The sequence below is a fragment of the Variovorax sp. 160MFSha2.1 genome, assembly GCF_048305075.1.
Lineage (GTDB): Bacteria > Pseudomonadota > Gammaproteobacteria > Burkholderiales > Burkholderiaceae_C > Variovorax > Variovorax guangxiensis.
Window position 1 is genome coordinate 2,699,018 of the sequence record NZ_CP157624.1, and the last position, 18,816, is coordinate 2,717,833.

General features: G+C 68.6%; 22 protein-coding genes and 1 tRNA gene. 9 read left to right on the forward strand and 14 right to left on the reverse strand.

What is annotated here, in order from left to right; translation table 11 throughout:
- The first annotated feature begins 3 nt into the window (after positions 1-3).
- From ABL838_RS12040 to ABL838_RS12055, 4 genes are all read left to right on the forward strand, one after another.
- The gene (locus tag ABL838_RS12040) at positions 4-375 is read left to right on the forward strand and encodes an integration host factor subunit alpha (protein ID WP_126018443.1); all 372 of its coding nucleotides are present in this window, start codon (positions 4-6) and stop codon (positions 373-375) included.
- A 65-nt stretch (positions 376-440) separates the two neighbouring features.
- Positions 441-899, forward strand: coding sequence for a MerR family transcriptional regulator (locus ABL838_RS12045; RefSeq protein ID WP_184641898.1), 459 nt, complete (start codon positions 441-443; stop codon positions 897-899).
- Between the two features lie 26 nt (positions 900-925).
- A tRNA-Pro gene (locus ABL838_RS12050) sits at positions 926-1,002 on the forward strand.
- Positions 1,003-1,308: 306 nt separating this feature from the next.
- Positions 1,309-1,575, forward strand: coding sequence for a hypothetical protein (locus tag ABL838_RS12055; protein WP_184641899.1), 267 nt, complete (start codon positions 1,309-1,311; stop codon positions 1,573-1,575).
- A gap of 244 nt (positions 1,576-1,819) precedes the next feature.
- Here ABL838_RS12055 and ABL838_RS12060 read toward each other — a convergent pair whose 3' ends face one another.
- Positions 1,820-3,610, reverse strand: coding sequence for a cytochrome c biogenesis protein DipZ (locus ABL838_RS12060; protein WP_418125463.1), 1,791 nt, complete (start codon positions 3,608-3,610; stop codon positions 1,820-1,822).
- A gap of 126 nt (positions 3,611-3,736) precedes the next feature.
- Entirely contained in the window at positions 3,737-5,125 is a 1,389-nt protein-coding gene (locus ABL838_RS12065; protein ID WP_418125464.1) for an ATP-binding protein, read from the reverse strand.
- A 244-nt stretch (positions 5,126-5,369) separates the two neighbouring features.
- Between ABL838_RS12065 and ABL838_RS12070 the strand changes: the two genes are divergently transcribed.
- A complete protein-coding gene (locus ABL838_RS12070; RefSeq protein WP_126018453.1) occupies positions 5,370-6,113 on the forward strand; it encodes a response regulator in 744 nt (247 codons plus the stop codon).
- Positions 6,114-6,142: 29 nt separating this feature from the next.
- Complete coding sequence (locus ABL838_RS12075; protein WP_184641903.1) at positions 6,143-6,400, forward strand: DUF333 domain-containing protein; 258 nt, start codon at positions 6,143-6,145, stop codon at positions 6,398-6,400.
- A gap of 13 nt (positions 6,401-6,413) precedes the next feature.
- Here ABL838_RS12075 and ABL838_RS12080 read toward each other — a convergent pair whose 3' ends face one another.
- The 7 genes from ABL838_RS12080 to ABL838_RS12110 form a co-directional block, all read right to left on the reverse strand.
- Positions 6,414-6,539 carry a hypothetical protein gene (locus ABL838_RS12080; protein WP_276312228.1) on the reverse strand — a complete coding sequence of 42 codons (126 nt, stop codon included), beginning with the start codon at positions 6,537-6,539 and terminating at the stop codon, positions 6,414-6,416.
- Between the two features lie 20 nt (positions 6,540-6,559).
- On the reverse strand, positions 6,560-7,150 hold the full coding sequence (locus ABL838_RS12085; protein ID WP_418125465.1) for a thioredoxin family protein: 591 nt from the start codon (positions 7,148-7,150) through the stop codon (positions 6,560-6,562).
- A 150-nt stretch (positions 7,151-7,300) separates the two neighbouring features.
- Positions 7,301-8,260, reverse strand: coding sequence for a Bug family tripartite tricarboxylate transporter substrate binding protein (locus tag ABL838_RS12090; RefSeq protein ID WP_369658589.1), 960 nt, complete (start codon positions 8,258-8,260; stop codon positions 7,301-7,303).
- 23 nt (positions 8,261-8,283) lie between these two features.
- On the reverse strand, positions 8,284-9,162 hold the full coding sequence (locus ABL838_RS12095) for an amidohydrolase family protein (RefSeq protein ID WP_418125466.1): 879 nt from the start codon (positions 9,160-9,162) through the stop codon (positions 8,284-8,286).
- Between the two features lie 3 nt (positions 9,163-9,165).
- Positions 9,166-10,347: a CoA transferase gene (locus tag ABL838_RS12100; protein WP_184641907.1), complete on the reverse strand. Its 1,182-nt coding sequence runs from the start codon at positions 10,345-10,347 to the stop codon at positions 9,166-9,168.
- A gap of 19 nt (positions 10,348-10,366) precedes the next feature.
- A complete protein-coding gene (locus tag ABL838_RS12105) occupies positions 10,367-11,356 on the reverse strand; it encodes a tripartite tricarboxylate transporter substrate binding protein (protein WP_418125467.1) in 990 nt (329 codons plus the stop codon).
- Positions 11,357-11,407: 51 nt separating this feature from the next.
- Positions 11,408-12,277, reverse strand: a complete 870-nt coding sequence (locus ABL838_RS12110; protein ID WP_418125468.1) for an HpcH/HpaI aldolase/citrate lyase family protein — start codon at positions 12,275-12,277, stop codon at positions 11,408-11,410.
- A gap of 75 nt (positions 12,278-12,352) precedes the next feature.
- Here ABL838_RS12110 and ABL838_RS12115 point away from each other — a divergent pair, with 75 nt between their 5' ends.
- Entirely contained in the window at positions 12,353-13,255 is a 903-nt protein-coding gene (locus tag ABL838_RS12115; protein WP_418125469.1) for a LysR substrate-binding domain-containing protein, read from the forward strand.
- On the opposite strand, the gene ABL838_RS12120 is transcribed toward ABL838_RS12115, so the two are convergent.
- From ABL838_RS12120 to ABL838_RS12140, 5 genes are read right to left on the reverse strand one after another with little or no spacing between them, the layout of a single operon-like run.
- On the reverse strand, positions 13,252-13,824 hold the full coding sequence (locus ABL838_RS12120) for a hypothetical protein (protein ID WP_418125470.1): 573 nt from the start codon (positions 13,822-13,824) through the stop codon (positions 13,252-13,254). The genes ABL838_RS12115 and ABL838_RS12120 overlap by 4 nt on opposite strands.
- Positions 13,825-13,864: 40 nt before the next feature.
- Positions 13,865-14,650, reverse strand: coding sequence for a DUF899 domain-containing protein (locus ABL838_RS12125; RefSeq protein WP_418125471.1), 786 nt, complete (start codon positions 14,648-14,650; stop codon positions 13,865-13,867).
- Between the two features lie 17 nt (positions 14,651-14,667).
- Positions 14,668-15,336: a DUF6923 family protein gene (locus ABL838_RS12130; protein WP_126018483.1), complete on the reverse strand. Its 669-nt coding sequence runs from the start codon at positions 15,334-15,336 to the stop codon at positions 14,668-14,670.
- A gap of 48 nt (positions 15,337-15,384) precedes the next feature.
- Complete coding sequence (locus ABL838_RS12135) at positions 15,385-16,605, reverse strand: helix-turn-helix domain-containing protein (protein WP_418125472.1); 1,221 nt, start codon at positions 16,603-16,605, stop codon at positions 15,385-15,387.
- Between the two features lie 58 nt (positions 16,606-16,663).
- Complete coding sequence (locus tag ABL838_RS12140; protein ID WP_418125473.1) at positions 16,664-17,200, reverse strand: DoxX family protein; 537 nt, start codon at positions 17,198-17,200, stop codon at positions 16,664-16,666.
- Between the two features lie 75 nt (positions 17,201-17,275).
- Here ABL838_RS12140 and ABL838_RS12145 point away from each other — a divergent pair, with 75 nt between their 5' ends.
- A complete protein-coding gene (locus ABL838_RS12145) occupies positions 17,276-17,932 on the forward strand; it encodes a TetR/AcrR family transcriptional regulator (protein WP_184641914.1) in 657 nt (218 codons plus the stop codon).
- Positions 17,933-18,087: 155 nt separating this feature from the next.
- Positions 18,088-18,774, forward strand: coding sequence for an isochorismatase family protein (locus tag ABL838_RS12150; RefSeq protein WP_418125858.1), 687 nt, complete (start codon positions 18,088-18,090; stop codon positions 18,772-18,774).
- The last annotated feature ends 42 nt before the right edge of the window (positions 18,775-18,816 follow it).

Genomic DNA, 18,816 nt, shown 5'->3' on the forward strand with positions numbered 1-18,816 from the left:
AGAATGAACGCTGCCGAATTCACGCTCGAGGCTCTGGAAACGCCTGCGCTCACCAAGGCGCATCTCGCCGACCTGCTGTTCGAGCAGATCGGCCTGAACAAGCGTGAGTCCAAGGACATGGTCGAGGCGTTCTTCGAGCTCGTGGCCAACAGCCTCATCGAAGGCACGGACGTGAAGATCTCGGGCTTCGGCAACTTCCAGATCCGCGTGAAGGCGCCCCGGCCCGGGCGCAATCCGCGCACCGGCGAAGCCATTCCGATCGGCGAGCGCCGCGTGGCGACGTTCCATGCGAGCGCCAAGCTCAAGGAACAGATTCACGGAAGCATCGATCAGGGCGGGACATCCGAAGTCGAGTGGAGCCTCGGCTCCGAATAAGTGCTTGGTGCTGCGCGGCCGCGTAGAGTAATCTCTGAGGTTTCCCGCGCACAGTCTTGATTTCAATGGAGAAAACGCTCCCTCCGATCCCCGTCAAACGCTACTTCACCATCGGTGAGGTCGGCGAGCTGTGCGGCGTCAAGCCGCACGTGCTGCGTTATTGGGAGCAGGAGTTCACGCAGCTGCGCCCGATGAAGCGGCGCGGCAACCGCCGCTACTACCAGCACCACGAGGTGCTCATGATCCGCCGCATCCGCGATCTGCTCTACGACCAGGGCTTCACGATCAGCGGCGCGCGCAACAAGCTGCAGGAACTGGTGCAGGGCGAGCGCGACCGCCGCAAGGCGGGCGAAGTGCCGCTCGAAGGCGTGGAGGCCATCGAGATCGACCAGGAAGAGTTCGACGCCGCCATCGTCGAGGATTCGCCCGCGTCCGCAGCCGTGCAGACGGCCGATCTTTCGCAGCTGCTGCACCTTCGTCGCGAACTATTTGAAATTCGTGAGCTGCTGACCGTCGGGCGCTGAATTTCCAAGGCTATAATCGAGAGCTTCGGTGTGTGGCGCAGCCTGGTAGCGCACTTGCATGGGGTGCAAGGGGTCGAAGGTTCGAATCCTTTCACACCGACCAAAGTCAGTAGATGGAACAACGGCTTACGCTCAAAAGGCGTAAGCCGTTTTTCTTTGGGCCCCCGATCGCCACGGCCAAAAAAAAGCTCACCCAAGGGTGAGCTGAAGGACCCCGTTCTCGCATGGGGTCGGAGGGAGGAGCCCGCCGGAGGGAGGCGGGCAAGGCGATGATCGCGACCAATCTGGGAGACATCGAGGACGAGTCGCCTGTTTCGGGGCTCTCGCGCGTCTATTCCGAAGAAATGCGGACGCCCCGGAATTAGTTCCTTTGTTTGCTGTGCCTTCGCGCCTATCCTTCGCGCCCAACATGAATCCCGCACAGCAACTGCAACTCCTCGTCGACCTGCCCGATGGCTGGTCCAGCCGCATCGACATCAAGCGCACCACCAACGGCCGTTACGCCGGCGTTGCCGAACTGAATCTGCGAGGGCTCAGGCGCGGCGTGCTGGTCTTCATGCAGCAGCCCACGCTGGAAGCCGCGCTGCAGCGCGTGCGGTTGCGGGCCAGCCAGTTCGCAAGAGAACGGCTCGTCCCGCAGGATGCGCCGTCGAAGAGGGGGGCGAGGCCCGCCTGAAGAAGCCGCGTCGGGAGGTTGGTGTTTCCTATCCCGCGGATGAGGATTCCCAACCCACGAAGCGTCGCTCCTGCGGCACCATCAGGCGTCATTCCCACTCCAGGATCACGCCATGAAAGCATTCAGAAGACTCGTCGGCGGCGCCATCTCCATCGCCGGAGCCGTGGTGCTCATCACCCAGCATCTTTAGCATCGTTCGCATCTTCAGGCAGCAGGGAGATGAGCGCTGCCCCGCCGTCCATCATCAGCCGAATGTGAACGCGTAGGCCTGTGCGCCCGCGTCCAGAAACTCGATCTCGAACAGTCGGTCCTTCACGTCCGACGTCTGTCGCACCAGCTGATAGAGCCGCTGCCCGTCGATGACGCCGTTGCCTTGCGCGTCGGTGTCCGTGCCATGGTCAGTGAGCGGCAGCGCGCCGTCGATCCGTACCCTGAAGCGCACCGGCTTCCCGTCCGCCGATGGCCCGAGCACCAGGTGCAGGTCGCGCGCGTGGAAGCGATAGGCGATGCGGCCGTTTGGCTGCACCAGCACCGCACGCTCTCCTTCCACCTTCCACTCGCCGGCCAGCGTCCACTGATTGATGCGCAGCGCCGAAACCCCTGAATAGACCCGTGCGCGATCATTCGAGATGCCACCGGGCGACGCGAAGTTGCGCGCCTGCCCGTACCCCAGGTAGGTCTCGCCCGAAAGAGCCGGCTCCGGGGCTGCCGCAGCTTGCGTGCCCTTGCCCTCGGGCGAGACAAGTGCCCGCGAATCAACCGGCCTGCCGGCTTCCGCCAGCAGTTGCTGAATGGCCTGCTCCGACTTCGCATACTGCCCCTCGCCGAACTGGTGGTGCCTGATGCGCCCCTGTGCGTCCACAAGATAGAAGGCCGGCCAGTACTGGTTGCCGAAGGCGCGCCAGATCGCGTAGTTGCTGTCGACGGCCACCGGGAAACCGATGCCCAGGTCCTTCGTCGCGCGGCGCACGTTGGCCGGCTGCTTCTCGAAGGCGAACTCCGGCGTGTGCACGCCCACCACCACCAGCCCGGCGTCCTTGTACTTCTCGGCCCACGCGCGAACGTAGGGCAGGGTGCGCAGGCAGTTGATGCAGGAGTAGGTCCAGAAGTCGACCAGCACGACCTTGCCGCGAAGGCTCTCTGGCGTGAGCGGGGTCGAGTTGATCCACTCGGTGGCGCCTGCGAGCGACGGGAGCATGCCCTCGTCGGGCAGCGTCAGCGAAGGCTTCTTGGGCTCGGGCTGCGTCGACGTCAGCATCAGGCCGCCGGGGTCGACGGATGCCTGCTGCGCGGACGAAGGCTGCTGCGACGGCATCGGCATGCCGATCCTCTCCACCAGGGCCTTCTCCAGCGCCGAGGTCGTGCCGATCGACAGCTGCGCGAGCAGCCCCGTGTCCAGCCCCGACGCGATGGCCGCCACGCCCGCGAGCACCGCCACGCCGGCCACGCGCCGCGCCCATTCGCCCGCGTGCAGCGATCCCTTCATCGCCGAGAACACCCGTCCTCCGAAGAGCAGCGCCGCCGCCAGCGAGGTGCACGCGCCAGCCGCATAGGCCAGCAGCAGCAGCGAGGTACCGACGCTCGCGCCGTTGAGCGCTGCACCCGTCAGGATCAGCCCGAGAATCGGCCCCGCGCAGGGTGCCCACAGGAATCCGGTGCCGATGCCCAGCAGCAGCGGCGAGAACACCGACGCCTTCGCGTCCGTCGCCGGCCCGGACAGCCGAAGCCCCAGCGCCACCAGCGGCCGGGTCAGCCGATCGGCCACCGAAGGAAACAGCAGCGTCACACCGAACAGCGCCAGCAGCGCGATCGCCGTATGGCGCCCGTACTCGTTGAGCGCCACCACCCAGCCGCCGCCCACGGCCGCCAGCGTGGCGACGGCCGAGAACGCCAGCGCCATGCCCAGCAGCATCGGCAGGCCGTGCGAGCGGAACGGCCGGTCGGCGCGCGCGAACACGAAGGGGAGCACGGGCAGGATGCACGGGCTCAGGATGGTGAGCACGCCACCGAGGTAGGCAACGATGAGGAGGAACATGGTCGGATTCCTGTCGGTGAATGTTGTCGATGAATGGCTGAAAAGGAAAGTCGAGGGCGAGCAGCGGCCTTCGCGGTCTCGCCATGCGAGCCGCTTCTTCGTCGGTCAGTGATTGGGGGCGGCGGCTCAGTCCGGTGGCGCGGCCGTGTTGGTATTCATGGTCAGCCGGGCTTCCAGCCCGCCTTGGTCCCGGTTGCGCAGCGTGAGCTCCGCGCCCATTGCCGTCGCCAGCTGCTGGGCGATGGCCAGGCCGAGACCGGTGCCGCCGGTGTTGCGGTTGCGCGAGCCCTCCACGCGGTAGAAGGGCTTGAGCACGTTCTCCAGCTGGTCGGGCGGAATGCCGGGGCCGTTGTCGATCACGGCCAGCGTCAGCCGGTTGCCGCCGGCATCGGCACTGGCATGCACCTGCAGCCGCACGTCGGTGCCGAACTTCAGCGCGTTGTCGATCAGGTTCGTCAGGATGCGCCGCAGCGCGTTCGGCCGCGTCACCATGGGCTCGCCCACGCGGCCCTCGAGCAGCACCTGCTGGCCCGAATCCTCGTAGTCGGCCACCATGCTCTCGAACAGCGCGTCGGCGTCGATGCGACGTGGCGGCTCGGTGGCTCCGTGCAGGGTGCGCGCGTAGGTCACGCCTTCGCGCACCAGGGCGTGCATGGCGTCCAGGTCCTGGCGGAACTTGTCGCGGTCATGGCCATCGTCCATCAGGTCGGTGCGCAGCCGCATGCGGGTGATGGGCGTCTGCAGGTCGTGCGAGATGGCCGCGAGTATCTCCACCCGCTCGGCCATGTAGCCGGCGATGCGCTTCTGCATCGCGTTGAAGGCGCGCGCCGCGTGCTGCACCTCGGTCGGTCCTTCCTCGGCCAGCTGCTGGCCCTTCAGGTCGGGGCCCAGCTCGTCGGCCGCGTCGGCCAGCTGCGCCAGCGGCCGCGTGACCAGCCGCACCGCATACCAGGCGCACACCGCCAGCACCAGCAGCTGCACCCACAGCAGCCACATCACCCAGCTCGACACCGGCATGTCCACGCGCCGCGCATGCACGATCACCGAGGAGCCGTCCGACAGCCGCACCTGGATCTGCAGACCCTGCGGCGGGCTGCTCACCTGGCCGATCTTCACGATCTCGAAGGGGCGCATCGCGTCGGCGATGGCGGTCGCGAACTGCTGCGTCGAAGCCGTGTCGGGCGCCTTGCCCTGTGCGTTTCCGCCGAGCACGAAGTGGTAGTTGCGCCGCTCCAGCCGCGCCAGCCAGCCCTCGCGCTCGGCGGCCGGCAGCCGGTCGAGGATGGCGACCGAGCTGGCGATGTCGCGCTCGATGCCGATCATCATCAGCTCGCGCATCGCGATGCCGCGCTCGTAGCCGATGGCCATGAAGGTCAGCAGCTGCGCGATGGCCAGCCCGACGACGATGATCAGCGTCACCCGCGAGAACAGCGAGCGCGGCAGCAGGCGGCGCAGGCCCGTGGCGGGGGAGGCCGGGGCGATGTCGGCAGGAAGGCTGGCGGCGGAAGTAGGCATGGGCAGGTTTATAGACCCGCTTGCGCCTCGCGGCGCGGCGCTTTGTATTCCAGTGTGTTGGGCGGCGTGGCCCGACATACAACATTACCCGCCACACCCGGGCCGCAGCCGTGGCGCCGGCCGGGCAACATAGTGTGGCCGGCTCGCCCGCCGGATACACGGGAATACAAAACCACCCGATCCGGCGCCCGTCCGGGCTACATTGCACCTGCCCGCTTTTCCTCGGGCGCCTCGCCGCACCGCCATGAACATCGCCAAGACCTCCGACCACATCCTCATCGTCGACGACGACCGGGAAATCCGCGAACTGCTCTCCACCTACCTGGTCAAGAACGGCCTGCGCGTGGTGACGGTGCCCACGGGGCGGCACATGCGCGCGGCGCTGGAGGAGTCGGGGCCCTTCGATCTCATCATCCTCGACCTGATGCTGCCGGGCGAAGACGGCCTCACGCTGTGCCGCGACCTGCGCACCGGCAAGTACAAGGCCACGCCCATCCTGATGCTCACCGCGCGAAGCGAGGAGGCCGACCGCATCCTCGGGCTGGAGATGGGGGCCGACGACTACCTGGCCAAGCCGTTTTCCGCGCGCGAGCTGCTGGCGCGCATCCGCTCGGTGCTGCGCCGCACGCGCATGCTGCCGCCGAACATGCGCTCCACCGAGTCGGCCTCGAGGCTGGCCTTCGGCGACTGGCAGGTCGACACCACCGCGCGCAACCTGATCGACGACAGCGGCGTGATGGTGGCGCTCAGCGGCGCGGAGTACCGGCTGCTGATGGTGTTTCTCGACCATCCCCAGAAGGTGTTGAGCCGCGACCAGCTGCTGAGCCTCACCCAGGGCCGCGAGGCCGAGCTCTTCGAGCGCTCCATCGACCTGCTGGTGAGCCGCCTGCGCCAGCGGCTGCGCGACGATGCGCGCGAGCCGCGCTACATCAAGACGGTGCGCAGCGAGGGCTACGTCTTCTCGTCGGCCGTCGAGGCGCTGGACTGAGGCCGAAACCGCGGGCCTACACTGGCGGAATGATCAAGCCACTGTTCCTCCCGGCGGGCGCGCTTCTTTCGCTTCTGCTGGTCACCGCGTGTGCCCAGCCCGAGCCACCCCGGCCCGCGCCGCCGCCGGTCGGCATGGCGAACCCGGCCTCGGTCTACTGCAAGAGCCTCGGGGGCAAGACGCTCCTGAGGTCGAACGACAAGGGGCAGTACGGCATCTGCGAGCTTCCGGATGGCAGGCAGATCGAGGAGTGGGAGCTCTACCGCCGGGATCATCCGGCGAAGTAGAGCGGTCTCAGCTTCACTTCGACGGCTTGCGCGAGCCGTCTTCCCGTCTGGACGAGATGCATTGGCAGCTCACCGGATTGCGGATTTCATGCGCGACGCCGCCCGCGAAGAAGAGCAGGGCGAGCCAGAGTTTCTTCATGTCTGCTGCTCCGCGCGGCTTCAGGTTCCCGAAGGAGCCGCAGTGGTGGTGGCGGGCGCAGGCTCGGCCAGCAGCGCCTGGATCTTCTTCTCCGTGGTCCCGTAGCTGCCCTCGCCGAAGTGCGAGTAGACGATCTTCCCCTGCTTGTCGATCAGGTACACGGCGGGCCAGTACTGGTTCCTGAAGGCCTTCCAGGTGCCGTAGCTGTTGTCCTGCGCAACCGCGTGTTTGATCTGCAGGCGCTCGATGGCGTCCTTCACGTTCTTCGTCGACTTCTCGAAGGCGAACTCCGGCGTGTGCACGCCGACCACCACCAGGCCCTTGTCCTTGTACTTCTGGTTCCAGTCCTTCACGTAGGGAAGGTGGTTCAGGCAGTTGATGCAGGTGTAGGTCCAGAAGTCGACCAGCACCACCTTGCCGCGCAGCTCGCTGAGCTTGAGCGGCTGCGAGTTGAGCCAGTTGTCGATGTTCTGGAATTCGGGCGCAGGCGCAGCCTCGCTGGCGGGAACGTCGCCACCGAAGGGCGAGGGCGCGGCGAAGGTCAGCGTGAGGGCGGCCGCCGAGGCGGCGATGGCGACTGCGAAATAGAGGGCGGAAGAGCGAAAGCGCATGGCGGTTCCTTCGGAAGAGTGACGGACGTTCGTCTGTGAACGGAGCCGATTCTTCGCCGGGCCGCCTGCGCGCGCAGCGGATTGCGTATTCCTCTGTATCTGCGGGGCGCTGGCCGCACACTACGTTTCACACTCCACCGGGCGCGAGGGTCAGTCGACCCTGATGTTGCGCGCGCGGACCAGCGCGCTCACCCTGCCGGTCTCGTCCTTCACGAACTTCGCGAAGGCTTCCGGCGTGGTGCCGGCCGGTTCCAGGCCGAGCTGCAGCAGCTTCTGGTTCACTGCGGGGGCGTTGACGGCGGCCTGCACCGCCTTGCCCAGCTTCTGCACGATATCGGCCGGCGTGCCCTTGGGCAGGAACACGCCGTTCCACTCGACCACGTTGTAGCCCGGCAGGCCAGACTCGGCCAGCGTCGGCACATCGGGCAACCCCGGCACGCGCTTGCTGGAACTCACGCCCAGCGCGCGCAGCTTGCCGCTCTTCACGTAGCTCAGCGTCGAGGCCACGTTGCCGAAGTAGGCCGACACCTGCTCGCCCATCACGTCGGTCAGCGCGGGGGCGCCGCCCTTGTAGGGCACGTGCATCAGGTTGATCTTCGCCTGCTCGTTCAGCGCCTCGCCCGCCAGGTGCGAGCCGGTGCCGCCGCCGGCCGACGCGAAGCTCAGCTTGCCCGGGTTCTTGCGCGCGTAGTCGATGAACTCCGGCACCGTCTTGTAGGGCGCGGTCGCGGGCACGACCAGGATCTGCGGCGCCGTGGCCACCAGCGACACCGGAATGAAGTCCTTCGCCGCGTCGAAGGGCAGCTTGCGCAGCGAGGGGTTCACCGAGAACGCCGAGGCGTCGTACAGCACGGTGTAGCCGTCTGCCGCGGCCTTGGCCACGTTGTCGGCGCCGATCACGCCGCCCGCGCCCGGCTTGTTGTCGATCACGATCTGCTGGCCCAGCGCGGCGCTCATCTGCTGCGCGACGATGCGCGCCGTGTTGTCGGCGCCGCCGCCTGCGGCATACGGCACCACCATGCGGATCGGCTTGTCGGGCCAGGCGGCCCAGCCAAGCAGGGGAACGGCGCAGGCCAGGGCGGCAATGGATTTCAGGAGTCGCTTCTTCATCTCGATGTCTCGGGTCTTGGGGTTCATTGAAAGTCGTAGAGCCGCGCGGGGTTGTCGACGAGCACGCGGCGGCGCGCGGTCTCGTCGGGCACCCAGCGGCCCAGCAGGTCGAAGAGCTGCGCGTCGTCGGGCTTGGCCGTGCGCTCGGTGGGGTGCGGCCAGTCGCTGCCCCATACGACCCGCTCGGGCGCCTGCGTCGCCCAGGCCCTGGCAACGTCGATAGTGTCGGCATAGCCGCCTTCGGCGCCGGCTGCGGAGTCGAGGTAGGCGCCCGAAAGCTTGATCCAGGTGCGGCCGTTGTCGAGCAGCCGGCTCACCACCCGGCATGCCGGGTGCGAGAGCCTATCGGGCTGCGGCAGCCGCGCGAGATGGTCGAAGACCACCGTGCAGGGCAGGCGATCGAGCAGCGCCGCATGCGCCGCGATCTGGTCGGCGCTCCAGTGCAGCTGCACATGCCAGCCCAGCGCGTGCACACGCCGTGCGAGCGGCTCGACCATGGAGAAATCCGTTGCCGCGTTCGCCGAGGTGTACAGCGTGAAGCGGATGCCCCGGATGCCTCCCTCGTGCAGCTGCTTCAGCTCGGCATCGCTCACCTCGGGCCGCACCACCGCCACGCCGCGCGTGCGGTGCGCGCCCAGCGCCCGGATGGCTGCGAGCGTCACTCTGTTGTCGGTGCCGTGCACGCGCGGCTGCACGATCACCGTGCGCTGCGTGCCGTTGCGCTGCTGCAGCAGGCGGTAGTCGTCGGCGGTGGCGTTGTCCAGCATGGCATCGGGCGAGCCGTACATCGGAAAGCGGCGGTCGTACACGTGGATGTGCGCGTCGCATGCGCCCTCTGGCGCCGCGATGGCCGGCTTGCGCGTGCCGGCGCTGTAGGGCAAGGCGATCATCTCGTCGGGCATTTCTCAGTCGTCCGCGCGTCGCCTGGCCAGTACGGCGGCCGTGTGCTGCCCCAGCGTCGGCGCTGCAAAAGGCTCGGGGCCGGGCGTGCGGCCGAAGCGCACCGGGCGGGTGAAGCCCCGGTACGAGCCCAGCGTCGGGTGCGGGAAGTTCGCCACCATGTCCTCGGCCCGCACCTGCTCGTTGTCGAACATGTCTTCCACGGTGCGGGCGGCGGAGCAGGGCACTTCCTCGCCGAAGATCTCTTCCCATTCGAGCGCGCTGCGCCCGGCCAGCGCCGCGCGCAGCTTCGGCACGATCTCGGCCGCGTGCTGCGCGCGCTTGCGCACCGAGTCGTAGCGCTCGTCGGCCGCGAGCTCGGGCAGTCCGGCCTTGGCGCACAGCGCCTGCCAGAAATGCGGCGTGTTGGCCGAGATGTAGATGTGCCCCTCGCGCGTCGGGTGGATGCCGGTGATGCCGCCGGAGCGCATGTCGCGCCCCACGTCCTTCGGCTCGCCCTCGGCCCACACCATGCGCGCCGACTGCATCGTGAGCGCCGAGCGCAGCAGCGACACGCCCACGAACTGGCCTTCGCCGCTCTTCTCGCGCTCGTACAGCGCCGAGGCGACGCCCGCGGCCACCAGCGCGGCCGCGTAGTAGTCCACCACAGAGCCGTAGATGATCTCGGGCGGCTCGCCGCGCTTGCCCTGCAGCGCGCACATGCCGGTCATGGTCTGCAGCACCTGGTCGTAGCCGGCCTTCTCGCGCAGCGGTCCGGTTTCGCCGTAGCCGGTGACGGCGCAGTAGATGAGCCGCGGGTTCACCGCCTTCAGCTGCTCGTAGGCGATGCCCAGCCGCGGCGGCACGCTGGGCCTGAAGTTGTGCACCAGTACGTCGGCGCCGCGCACCAGCTCCATCAGCGCGGCCAGGTCCTCGGGGTTCTTCAGGTCGAGCACCGCGCCCAGCTTGCTGCGGTTGACGCCGATGAAGGCTCGGCTCTCGGCCTCCAGCGTCGAAGGGTATTTGCGCAGGTTGTCGCCGGCGGGCGGCTCGATCTTGATGACTTCCGCGCCCTGGTCGGCCAGCAGCGAGCAGCCGTACGGGCCCGCGATGTAGGCGCTCAGGTCGAGCACGCGCAGGCCGCTCAGCGGCCCGGCGGGGCCCTGGCGCTCTGGCAGGCGCGTGTTCTCAGGGGCGGTGTGGCTCATGGGCTTTCTCTTTCCTTGTTCAGTCTGCGGTGATGTTCTGTTGCTTCGCCAGCTTCTTCCAGCGCTCCACGTCCTCGGCGATGACGGTGCCGAACTGCGCCGGCGTGAGCGGCGTGGCGATGGCGCCTTCGCGCAGGAAGTTGGCCGCGATCTCGGGCTTCGACAGGATCTGGTTGACCGCGCCGTTCAGCTTCGCGACCACGTCGGGCGGCGTGCCCGCCGGCGCCAGCAGGCCCCACCAGAGTTCGAACTCGTAGCCGGGCACCGCAGTCGAAATGGGTGTGAGGTCGGGTGCGATGGGGCTCGGCTTCAGGCTGGTGATGCCGACCGCGCGCAGCTTGCCGGCGCGCACCATCGGCAGCAGCGAGGGGCCGCTGGAGATCAGCAGCTGCGTCTGGTTGCCCACGAGATCGGTCACCGCCGGGCCCATGCCCTTGTACGGGATGTGAGCGATCTGCAGGTCGCCCACCTTGGCCTTCAGCAGCTCGGTGCCGAACTGGTTGACGCTGCCCGAGCCGGAGGACGCGTAGTTGTACTGGCCCGGCTTCTCCTTGATGGCGGCGATCAGCTCGGCCGGCGTCTTCGCCGGGAACTCGTTGTTGACCGCGACGATGAACGGCCCCTTGGCGAACATCGCCACCGGCGCGAGCCCCTTGACCGGGTCGAAGGGCAGCTTCGACTGCACCGCCGCGTTGGTCGTCATGCTCGAAGACACGGCTACCAGGGTGTAGCCGTCGGGCGCCGCCTTGGCCACCTGGCCCGTGCCGGTGTTGCCGCTCGCGCCGGGGCGGTTGTCGATGATGACCGGCTGCTTGAGCTGGTCGCCCAGCTCCTTGGCCACCTGCCGCGCGAAGGTGTCGTTGGAGCCACCGGCCGGGTAGGGCACGACGATGGTGATGGGCTTGGAAGGGTAGGCGGCCTGCGCGAGCGCGGTGCCGCCCAGCGCGGCAAGCACGAGCGCCGAGGCCGCGGCGAGCGCGCGCGGGCGAAGGAACGAGGGAATACGCATCTGTCTTGTCTCCGGTTTTCTTATGGATGGGGAAGCAGGTCCAGCCCGAAATCAGTTCGGGATCAGACCGAGGCTGCGCGCGCTCTCGACGATGGCGCGCGCGCGGATCACGAAGGGGATGTCGATCATCTTTCCGTCCACCACGTACGCTCCGACGCCCTTGGCGTCGGCTTCGCGCGCCGCCTCGACCACCTTGCGGGCGTGCGCGATCTCCTCGTCGGTCGGGCGGAACACCTCGTTGGCGATGGCGATCTGGCTCGGGTGGATGCAGGTCTTGCCCAGGAAGCCGAGGTCGCGCGCCAGCTTCGCCTCGGAACGGAAGCCCTCGGCGTCGCGGATGTCGGCGAAGGCGCTGTCGTAGGCGTACAGGCCCGCCTCGCCAGCGGCAATGCGCACCGCGAACATCGCCTGGAGGATCGCCGAGGGCTCGCGCCGGGCGATGCCCAGCGGCTCGAACAGGTCGCCCAGCCCCAGCTGCAGCCCCGCCACGCGCGGATGCGCCAGCGCGAGTTCGGCGGCCATGCGCAGGGCGGCGGGCGTCTCGATGTTCAGCAGCAGTCCGATGGGCGCCTGCACGCCGTTGGCCCGCTCGGCGCGCTCGATGGCTTCGGCGGCTGCGCGCACATGCGCGGGGCTCTGCGGCTTGGGCAGGTTGATCAGGTGCACGCCGGTGCGTGCGACTGCCGCAATGTCGCGCTCGAAATGCGGCGTGTCCATAGCGTTGACGCGCACGATCAGCGTCTTGCGCGACGAAGCCGCGTCGCCGCTCTCGAGGAACTGGCGCACCGTCTCGCGCGCATCGTCCTTGCGTGGCTCGGACACGGCGTCTTCCAGGTCGAGGCTGATGGCGTCCGCCTCGCCCGCGAGCGCCTTGGCGAACAGTTCGGGGCGGGTGCCGGGGACGAAGAGTTTGCTTCTCATGAGGGCAGTGTCGGCAGTTCATGAGAAGAGAAAAACAGCTGTTCACTGCGATCACATCGCAGAAAATCTATCTTCATGGAAACGGCCTATCTGCAAAGCTTTCTTCTGGTGGTGGAGTCGGGCTCGATGTCCGAGGCCGCGCGCCGGCTCGACCTCACGCCCGGCGCGGTGGCGCAGCAGATCCGCGCGCTGGAGCGCGAGCTCAACGCGCCGCTGCTCGCGCGCGCCGGCCGCACCGTGCAGCCGACCGAGGCCGGCCACCGGCTGGTGCAGCGGGCGCGCACGCTGCTGCGCGAGGTGAGCGACATCAAGGCGCTGCTGGGCAGCGAGTCGGCGGGCGGCGAGTTGGTCATCGGCACCATCAACACGGCCATCCACAGCCTGCTGCCGGACATCCTCGCGCGCTTCGTGAAGACGCATCCGGGCGTCAAGGTGTTCCTGCAGTCGGGCACCACCGCCACGCTCTACAAGGCGATGCAGCAGGGCGATCTCGACGCGGCCGTGTGCCTGTACCCGCAGTTCGCGCTCGCCAAGACATTCGACTGGGCGCTGCTGCGCGAGGAGCCGCTGGTGCTGCTCGCGCCCAGCCGCCTCGCGCGGCGCGACCCCCACGAGCTGCTGCGCACCTCGCCGCTGATCCGCTACGACCGCAACCTCGGCGGCGGCAAGCAGGCCGACCGCTACCTGCGCGCCGCCGGCATCGTGCCGCAGGAGCGCTTCGAGCTCAGTTCGTTGCTGGCCATCGCGATGATGGTCGACCGGGGCCTGGGCGTGTCGGTCGTGCCCGACATCGCTTCACCACTGCTCGAAGGGCAGCGCATCGCGAAGATCCCGCTGCCGCTGCCCTCGGAAACGCGGCGCTTCGGCATCCTGTGGCTCAGGGCTTCACCGCGGCTGAAGCTGATCCATGGCTTCGTCGAGAGCGCGGGGCTGGTCACCGCCGCGAAGGGCGAGGGCGGCGGTTCCCGCAAGCGCTAGCGTCGAGGCTTTGGCTCCCCGTACGGCCGCCGCTGGAACAGCGCGAGTGCGACGTCGAAGCCGCGGCTCGCCCCGACCGCGACCGCACCCGTGACCGTCAGCATCGCCGCCATGTGCACGCCGACTGCCGCGAAAGCCAGCGCCAGCGAGCCCGACGCGGTGATCTCCCGGGCCGCCGGCGCTTCGCTCATGCAAAGCGGGATCAGCGCCGGCACCAGCATCAGTCCGGCGCCGTGGGCGGTGGACATCATGAAGGACCAGAGTGCGAGCCCGGCGTGGCCGGTCTTGCTGCCGCGCCACATGTGATGCGCGATCACGGCGACGAGCAGCATGCCCGCCGCCCACTGCAGGGCGACGCGATCCATCGAGGGAGCGAGCACCACTGCGCCAGCCACGAGCGCTACGGACGCGGCGTGCCCGAGGGCGATCGGCACCAATGCCCGCAGCACCCGCGAACGGTCTCCCGACCGGAGGCCGCTGGCGGCCGCGAAGACCCAGCCGGAGGCGGGGTTCAGCCCATGAAGGGCGCCGACTCCCGCGACCGCCAGCCAGGGCCAGAGGCTTGCCATGATGTCGTCGCCTTCACGCGCTCGGAGCACCGCTCGCGCTTCAGGCCTGCCTGTCGCAGCAGCACGCGCCGATGGCGGGCGTTTCCGTCTGCGACTCGTAGCGGTCGTGGTGGCGCACCCAATCCATCTTGTAGGGCACGTCGCGCTCGTCGCGGCCCTTGGGCATGAGGTCCATCATGTTGTAGGCACCCATCATCACTTCCACGCCGCGGCCGAAGGTCGAGTAGGTGTGGAACACCTCGCCGGCCTCGTTCCTGTAGAACGCGCTGATGCCGGGTGCCTCGTCGTGCGGGAAGGGCAGCTTGCCGTAGTTGTAGTAGACCTCGCCGGTGGCCAGCTCCTCGGGCGTGAAGCTGACGTGGAAGTCGAGGTTGAAGTCGCTGCCGTGCGACGACACCCAGTCGAAGCGCCAGCCCATGCGTTCGCGGAACTGCATGATCTTCGCGAGCGGCGCGCGCGAGACGGCCACCAGCGTGATGTCGCGGTGCGCGAGGTGCACGTTCATGCCGTCGGAATGGTCGGCCATGAAGGAGCAGCTCTGGCAGCCTTGCTCCCAGTCCGGGCCGAGCATGAAGTGCTGCACCAGCAGCTGGCTGCGGCCCTTGAAGAGATCAGCCAGCGTGCGCTTGCCCTCGGGCGTGTCGAAGACGTAGTTCCTCTGCACGCGCTCCCACGGCAGCGCGCGGCGCTCGCGGGCGATCTGGTCGCGCAGATGTGTCAGCTCCTTTTCGCGTGCAAGGAATGCCTTGCGTTCCGCGAGCCACTGCTCGCTGGAGACGACGCGGTGGTTCGTCGTTTCGGGTCTCTCGATGGTCGTGGTGTTCATGATGGATGGCTCCTGGGTCAGTGGCTGGACTGGGGACGGCGCACCGCGCGGACCTTGCCGCTGGCGCCGCCCCCGGCATAGAAGAGACCGGCGCCGTCGGACTCGAGCCCGCTCACGCCCGCGCCGCGCGGCATTTCGAGCCGCTCCAGCACGGCGCCTGTCTGCGGGTCGATGCGGCGGATGTCGCTTTCCTCCGCCTCCCAGGTGCCGTGCCAGAGTTCGCCGTCGACCCAGGTCACGCCGGTGACGAAGCGGTTCGACTCGATGGTGCGCACCACGGCGCCGGTCTCGGGGTTGACCTGGTGGATCTTGCGGTCGCGGTACTGGCCCACCCACAGGCTGCCCTCGGCCCAGGTCAGGCCCGAGTCGTAGCCGTTGCCGGGCGAGGGGATCGACGCCAGCACCTTGCCGGTGGCCGGGTCGATCTTGTCGATGCGCGACTCGGCGATCTGGTAGAGGTACTTGCCGTCGAAGGCGGTGCCGGCGTCGCAGGGCACGTCCAGCGTCTGGCTGGCCTCGCCGCTGGCGGGGTCGAAGGCCACCAGCTTCGCGCCGGTGGCGGCCCATACGCGGCGGCCGTCGTGGGTCACGCCGTGGACCTGGCCGGCGCCGCCGAACGGGCCGTATTCGCGCACGATCTCGGCGGCGCGTACCGTGGGATGGCTCTTGCCTGTCTTGCTGCTCATCGTTGGCTCCTTGTGTGAAGCGCCCCGGACAGGCGCCTGGAGCCAACTCTATTCAATAGGCAGCGCAGCGGGGAGTAACAAGATCGTCGTGAATCCGGCCAGCGGCGGCGCGAGCCACTTCTGCGACCGCGCCTTGCCGATGGAACGCACCCGGCCCTGCGCCTCCAGCTCGACCAGCGCGCGCTGCACCGTGCGCTGGCTGGCCCCCAGCGCCAGCGCAAGGGCCGAGGTGGACCACGCGGCGCCGTCGGAAAGCAGCGCCACCAGCGAGGCCTGCTCGCCGTCGATGGGCGGCGCAAGCACCGCGACGCCGCACTCGCCGTGCGGCCGGAGCACGAAACCGCGCGGCGTGGCCTCGATGTTCGCCATCGCTTTGACGAGCGCGCGCAGCCGGCCTATCTCCACGCGCAGGCGCGCGCGATGCGTTTCGTCGGGGTGGCGGGTGCGGAAGGCGCTTTCGATCAGGGCCTCGCGATCGACATCGCCCGGCCATGCCTCGGCGAGCGAGCGTGCCAGCGAGAACAGCACCGGCCGCCGCGCCAGAGGCCGCCACGCATCGCCGGCGCCCAGGCCACGGCGGCAGGCGTCGACCACCAGCGTGTCCGAGGCGAGGAGGGCGGCGACTTCGCCCAGGCGCAGCGGCTGCTCGCCGCCGGAGCCGACCCGCCGGGCGGCGGGGCGCTCGAAGGCGGCTTGGGCCTCGGCGACTTCGGCGAGCAGGGCCGGCACGCGCGCGCGAACCGCTGCTTCGTGCGCACGGGCGAGCGAGGCCTGCGCAGGCGCGATGCGCAATGAGCGAAGCGACAGTTCTGTCGCCGCAAGCTCGGCCACCGCCGTCAGCGAAGGTGGCAGCCCGCGCGTGTTGAGATGAGCGAGGGCCGCCTCCGCGTCTTCGAGCCGGCCCAGCAGCAGCAGGCGGCGCGCCGCGATCAGCCGGGCCTGCACTGCATTGGCGTGATCCTCGTGCGATTCCAGCGCGGTGGCGGCATGCGCCAGCGAGCGTGTCGATCCGCCCAGGTCGCGCATGGCCAGGGCGACTTCGGCCTCGGCGACGATGCAGCGGGCGCGCGAAAGCTCCTCATGCGCACCGAAGCCGCGCGCGGCGCGCCGCAGCAACTCGCGCGCACGCGGATGCTCGCCGAGCTGGGCCATCGCGATGCCGCGCAGCGCCAGCGCCGGCGGATCGTCGCGCAGGGCGACCCGCTTGAGCGCTCCGAGCGCATCGCCCGCGGCAAGGGCGCGGGCGGAGGCGGCGATGAGGGAGTCCATGGAGGCGGATTATCTTGATGGCGGCCTCCGCATTGACAGTTTGTGTTGCTTTGCCGCTTCAGGCCGCGAGCTTCCCGTTCTTCGGCTGCGGCACGCGCGACTGCGGTGCCTGCCGGGGCCAGACACCGGAGCAATACAGCGCCCAGGCAATAAAAACGGGCTGGAACAGCGGCCGGATCCAGAAGTACCACGCGCCGAACTCCAACCCCTGCACCGTCTGCCCCTTGAGCGCGACGCTGATGTTCGCGCTGACCACGCAGACCAGCATCACCGAGAGCCAGATGCCCGCCTGCCGCTGCAGGTTGGGCAGGCCGAGGCGCCGGTAGACCGGCACCGGGACCAGCAGGCCCAGCCCGCCGGCAAGCTCCGCAACGCCGGTCAGGTAGACCCATGCCAGCGCATGACCCGCGAGGGCGTCGGGAATCATCGGCGCGTAGCGCGTGGAGGCGCTCACGAAGTGGTCGACGCCGGTGAACAGGAAGCCGAGGCCCATGCCCCAGCGCATGGCGGCGCGCAGGCCCAGCGGGCGCTTCAGCAGATGGGACACCGCCCAGGCGATCACGCCGAAGGAGGAGATGAAGACGAGAAAGCTCATGACGGATGACGTGTGTTTACAGTGGAAACATTGTGCGGGCGTATAGTTTCCATTGTCAACATCAGGGCATTGCCGATGAGCACGACCTCGTCCTCCTCTTCCTCCTCTTCTTCTTCATCCTCTTCGTACCACCACGGCGATCTCAAGGCGGGCCTTCTTGCCTATGCCCGCGAGCAGATGGAGCGCGACAACCTCGACGGCCTTTCGATGCGCGAGATGGCCAAGGCGGTGGGCGTCTCGCACACCGCCGCGTACCGCCATTTCCAGGACAAGCGCGCGCTGATGGAGGCCGTGGCGCTGCAGGGCTTCGAGGAGATGCAGGCCGCCTGCCAGTCGGCGATCGACGCGGCTCCCGCCGGCGCCCGTTCGAGGCTCAAGGCCTGCGGCAGCGCCTATGTCGGCTTCGGGTTGAGGTCGCCGCGGCTGCTGGCCCACATGTTCGGCGCGGTAGCTCAATCGCGCTCGAACGAAGGGCTGGTGCAGGCCGGCGCGCGACTTTTCGACCAGCTGCTCCAGCTGGTGGGCGACGGTCAGGCCGATGGCACCTTCCGCGAGGGCGATGCCCGGCAGCTTTCGCACACCTGCTGGGCGATGGTGCATGGCCTCTCGGCATTGCTGGGCGTGGGCGTGATGCGCACGCCCGATGCGCAGATCGACACCCTGATGCTCAGCGCCGGGCAGGCGCTCGATGTGCTGCTCGACGGAATTGCGGCGAACACTGCCTCATGCTGATGGCTCGGGTGCCGTGCGCATCCCGCACAACACTTGTCGCCGCGCCCGCCTAGGCGTGAAGGAAGGCTGTTCCTAGACTTTCCCCCATCGATTTCGATGGACCTACAGGAACAGCAAACATGTCTTTCTCATCAGGACTCTCCCGCCGCGGGCTCATGGGCCTGCTCGTCGCACCGTACGCGGCCGGCATCGTCGGCACCTCTGCGGCGGCAGCGACAACGACGGCAGACGCACCCACGCCCACCATCCGCGCCATGTCGGGCGCGAAGCCGATACAGCAACTGCGCCGCAACGCGACGGCGCTGCTGGTGATCGACTTCCAGAACGAATACTTCACCGGCCGCATGCCCATTGCCGACGGCGCGCGCGCCGCTGCCCAGACCAGGCGCCTGCTGGCCTGGGCCGACCAGCACGCGATGCCCGTCTTCCAGATCCAGCACATCGCCCCCGAAGGCGCGGCCACCTTCGCCAGGGACGGCAAGACCGTCGCCTTCCACCCCGAGATGCAGCCCCGCTCGCGCGACAAGGTCGTGCAGAAGACCACCGTCAGCGTCTTCGCGAGCACCGACATCGCGCAGCAGCTGCGCTCGGCCGGCGTGCAGACGCTGGTGATCGCCGGTCTGATGACCCATGCCTGCGTGGCCGGCGCCGCCCGCGACGCAGGGCCGCAGGGCTTCGACGTGGTCGTGTCTTCCGATGCCACCGCCACCCGCGCGATCCGCCGCGAGAACGGCGACACCGTGTCGCACGACAGCCTGCACCGTGCGGCACTGGCCGAGATCGAGGACACCTTCGGCGACGTGCTGAGCACTTCGCAGATCCTGGCCCTGCCGGTCGCCTGACGGAAAATGCGCGGCTTCTGAAGTACCCGCGGGAGGGCGGCG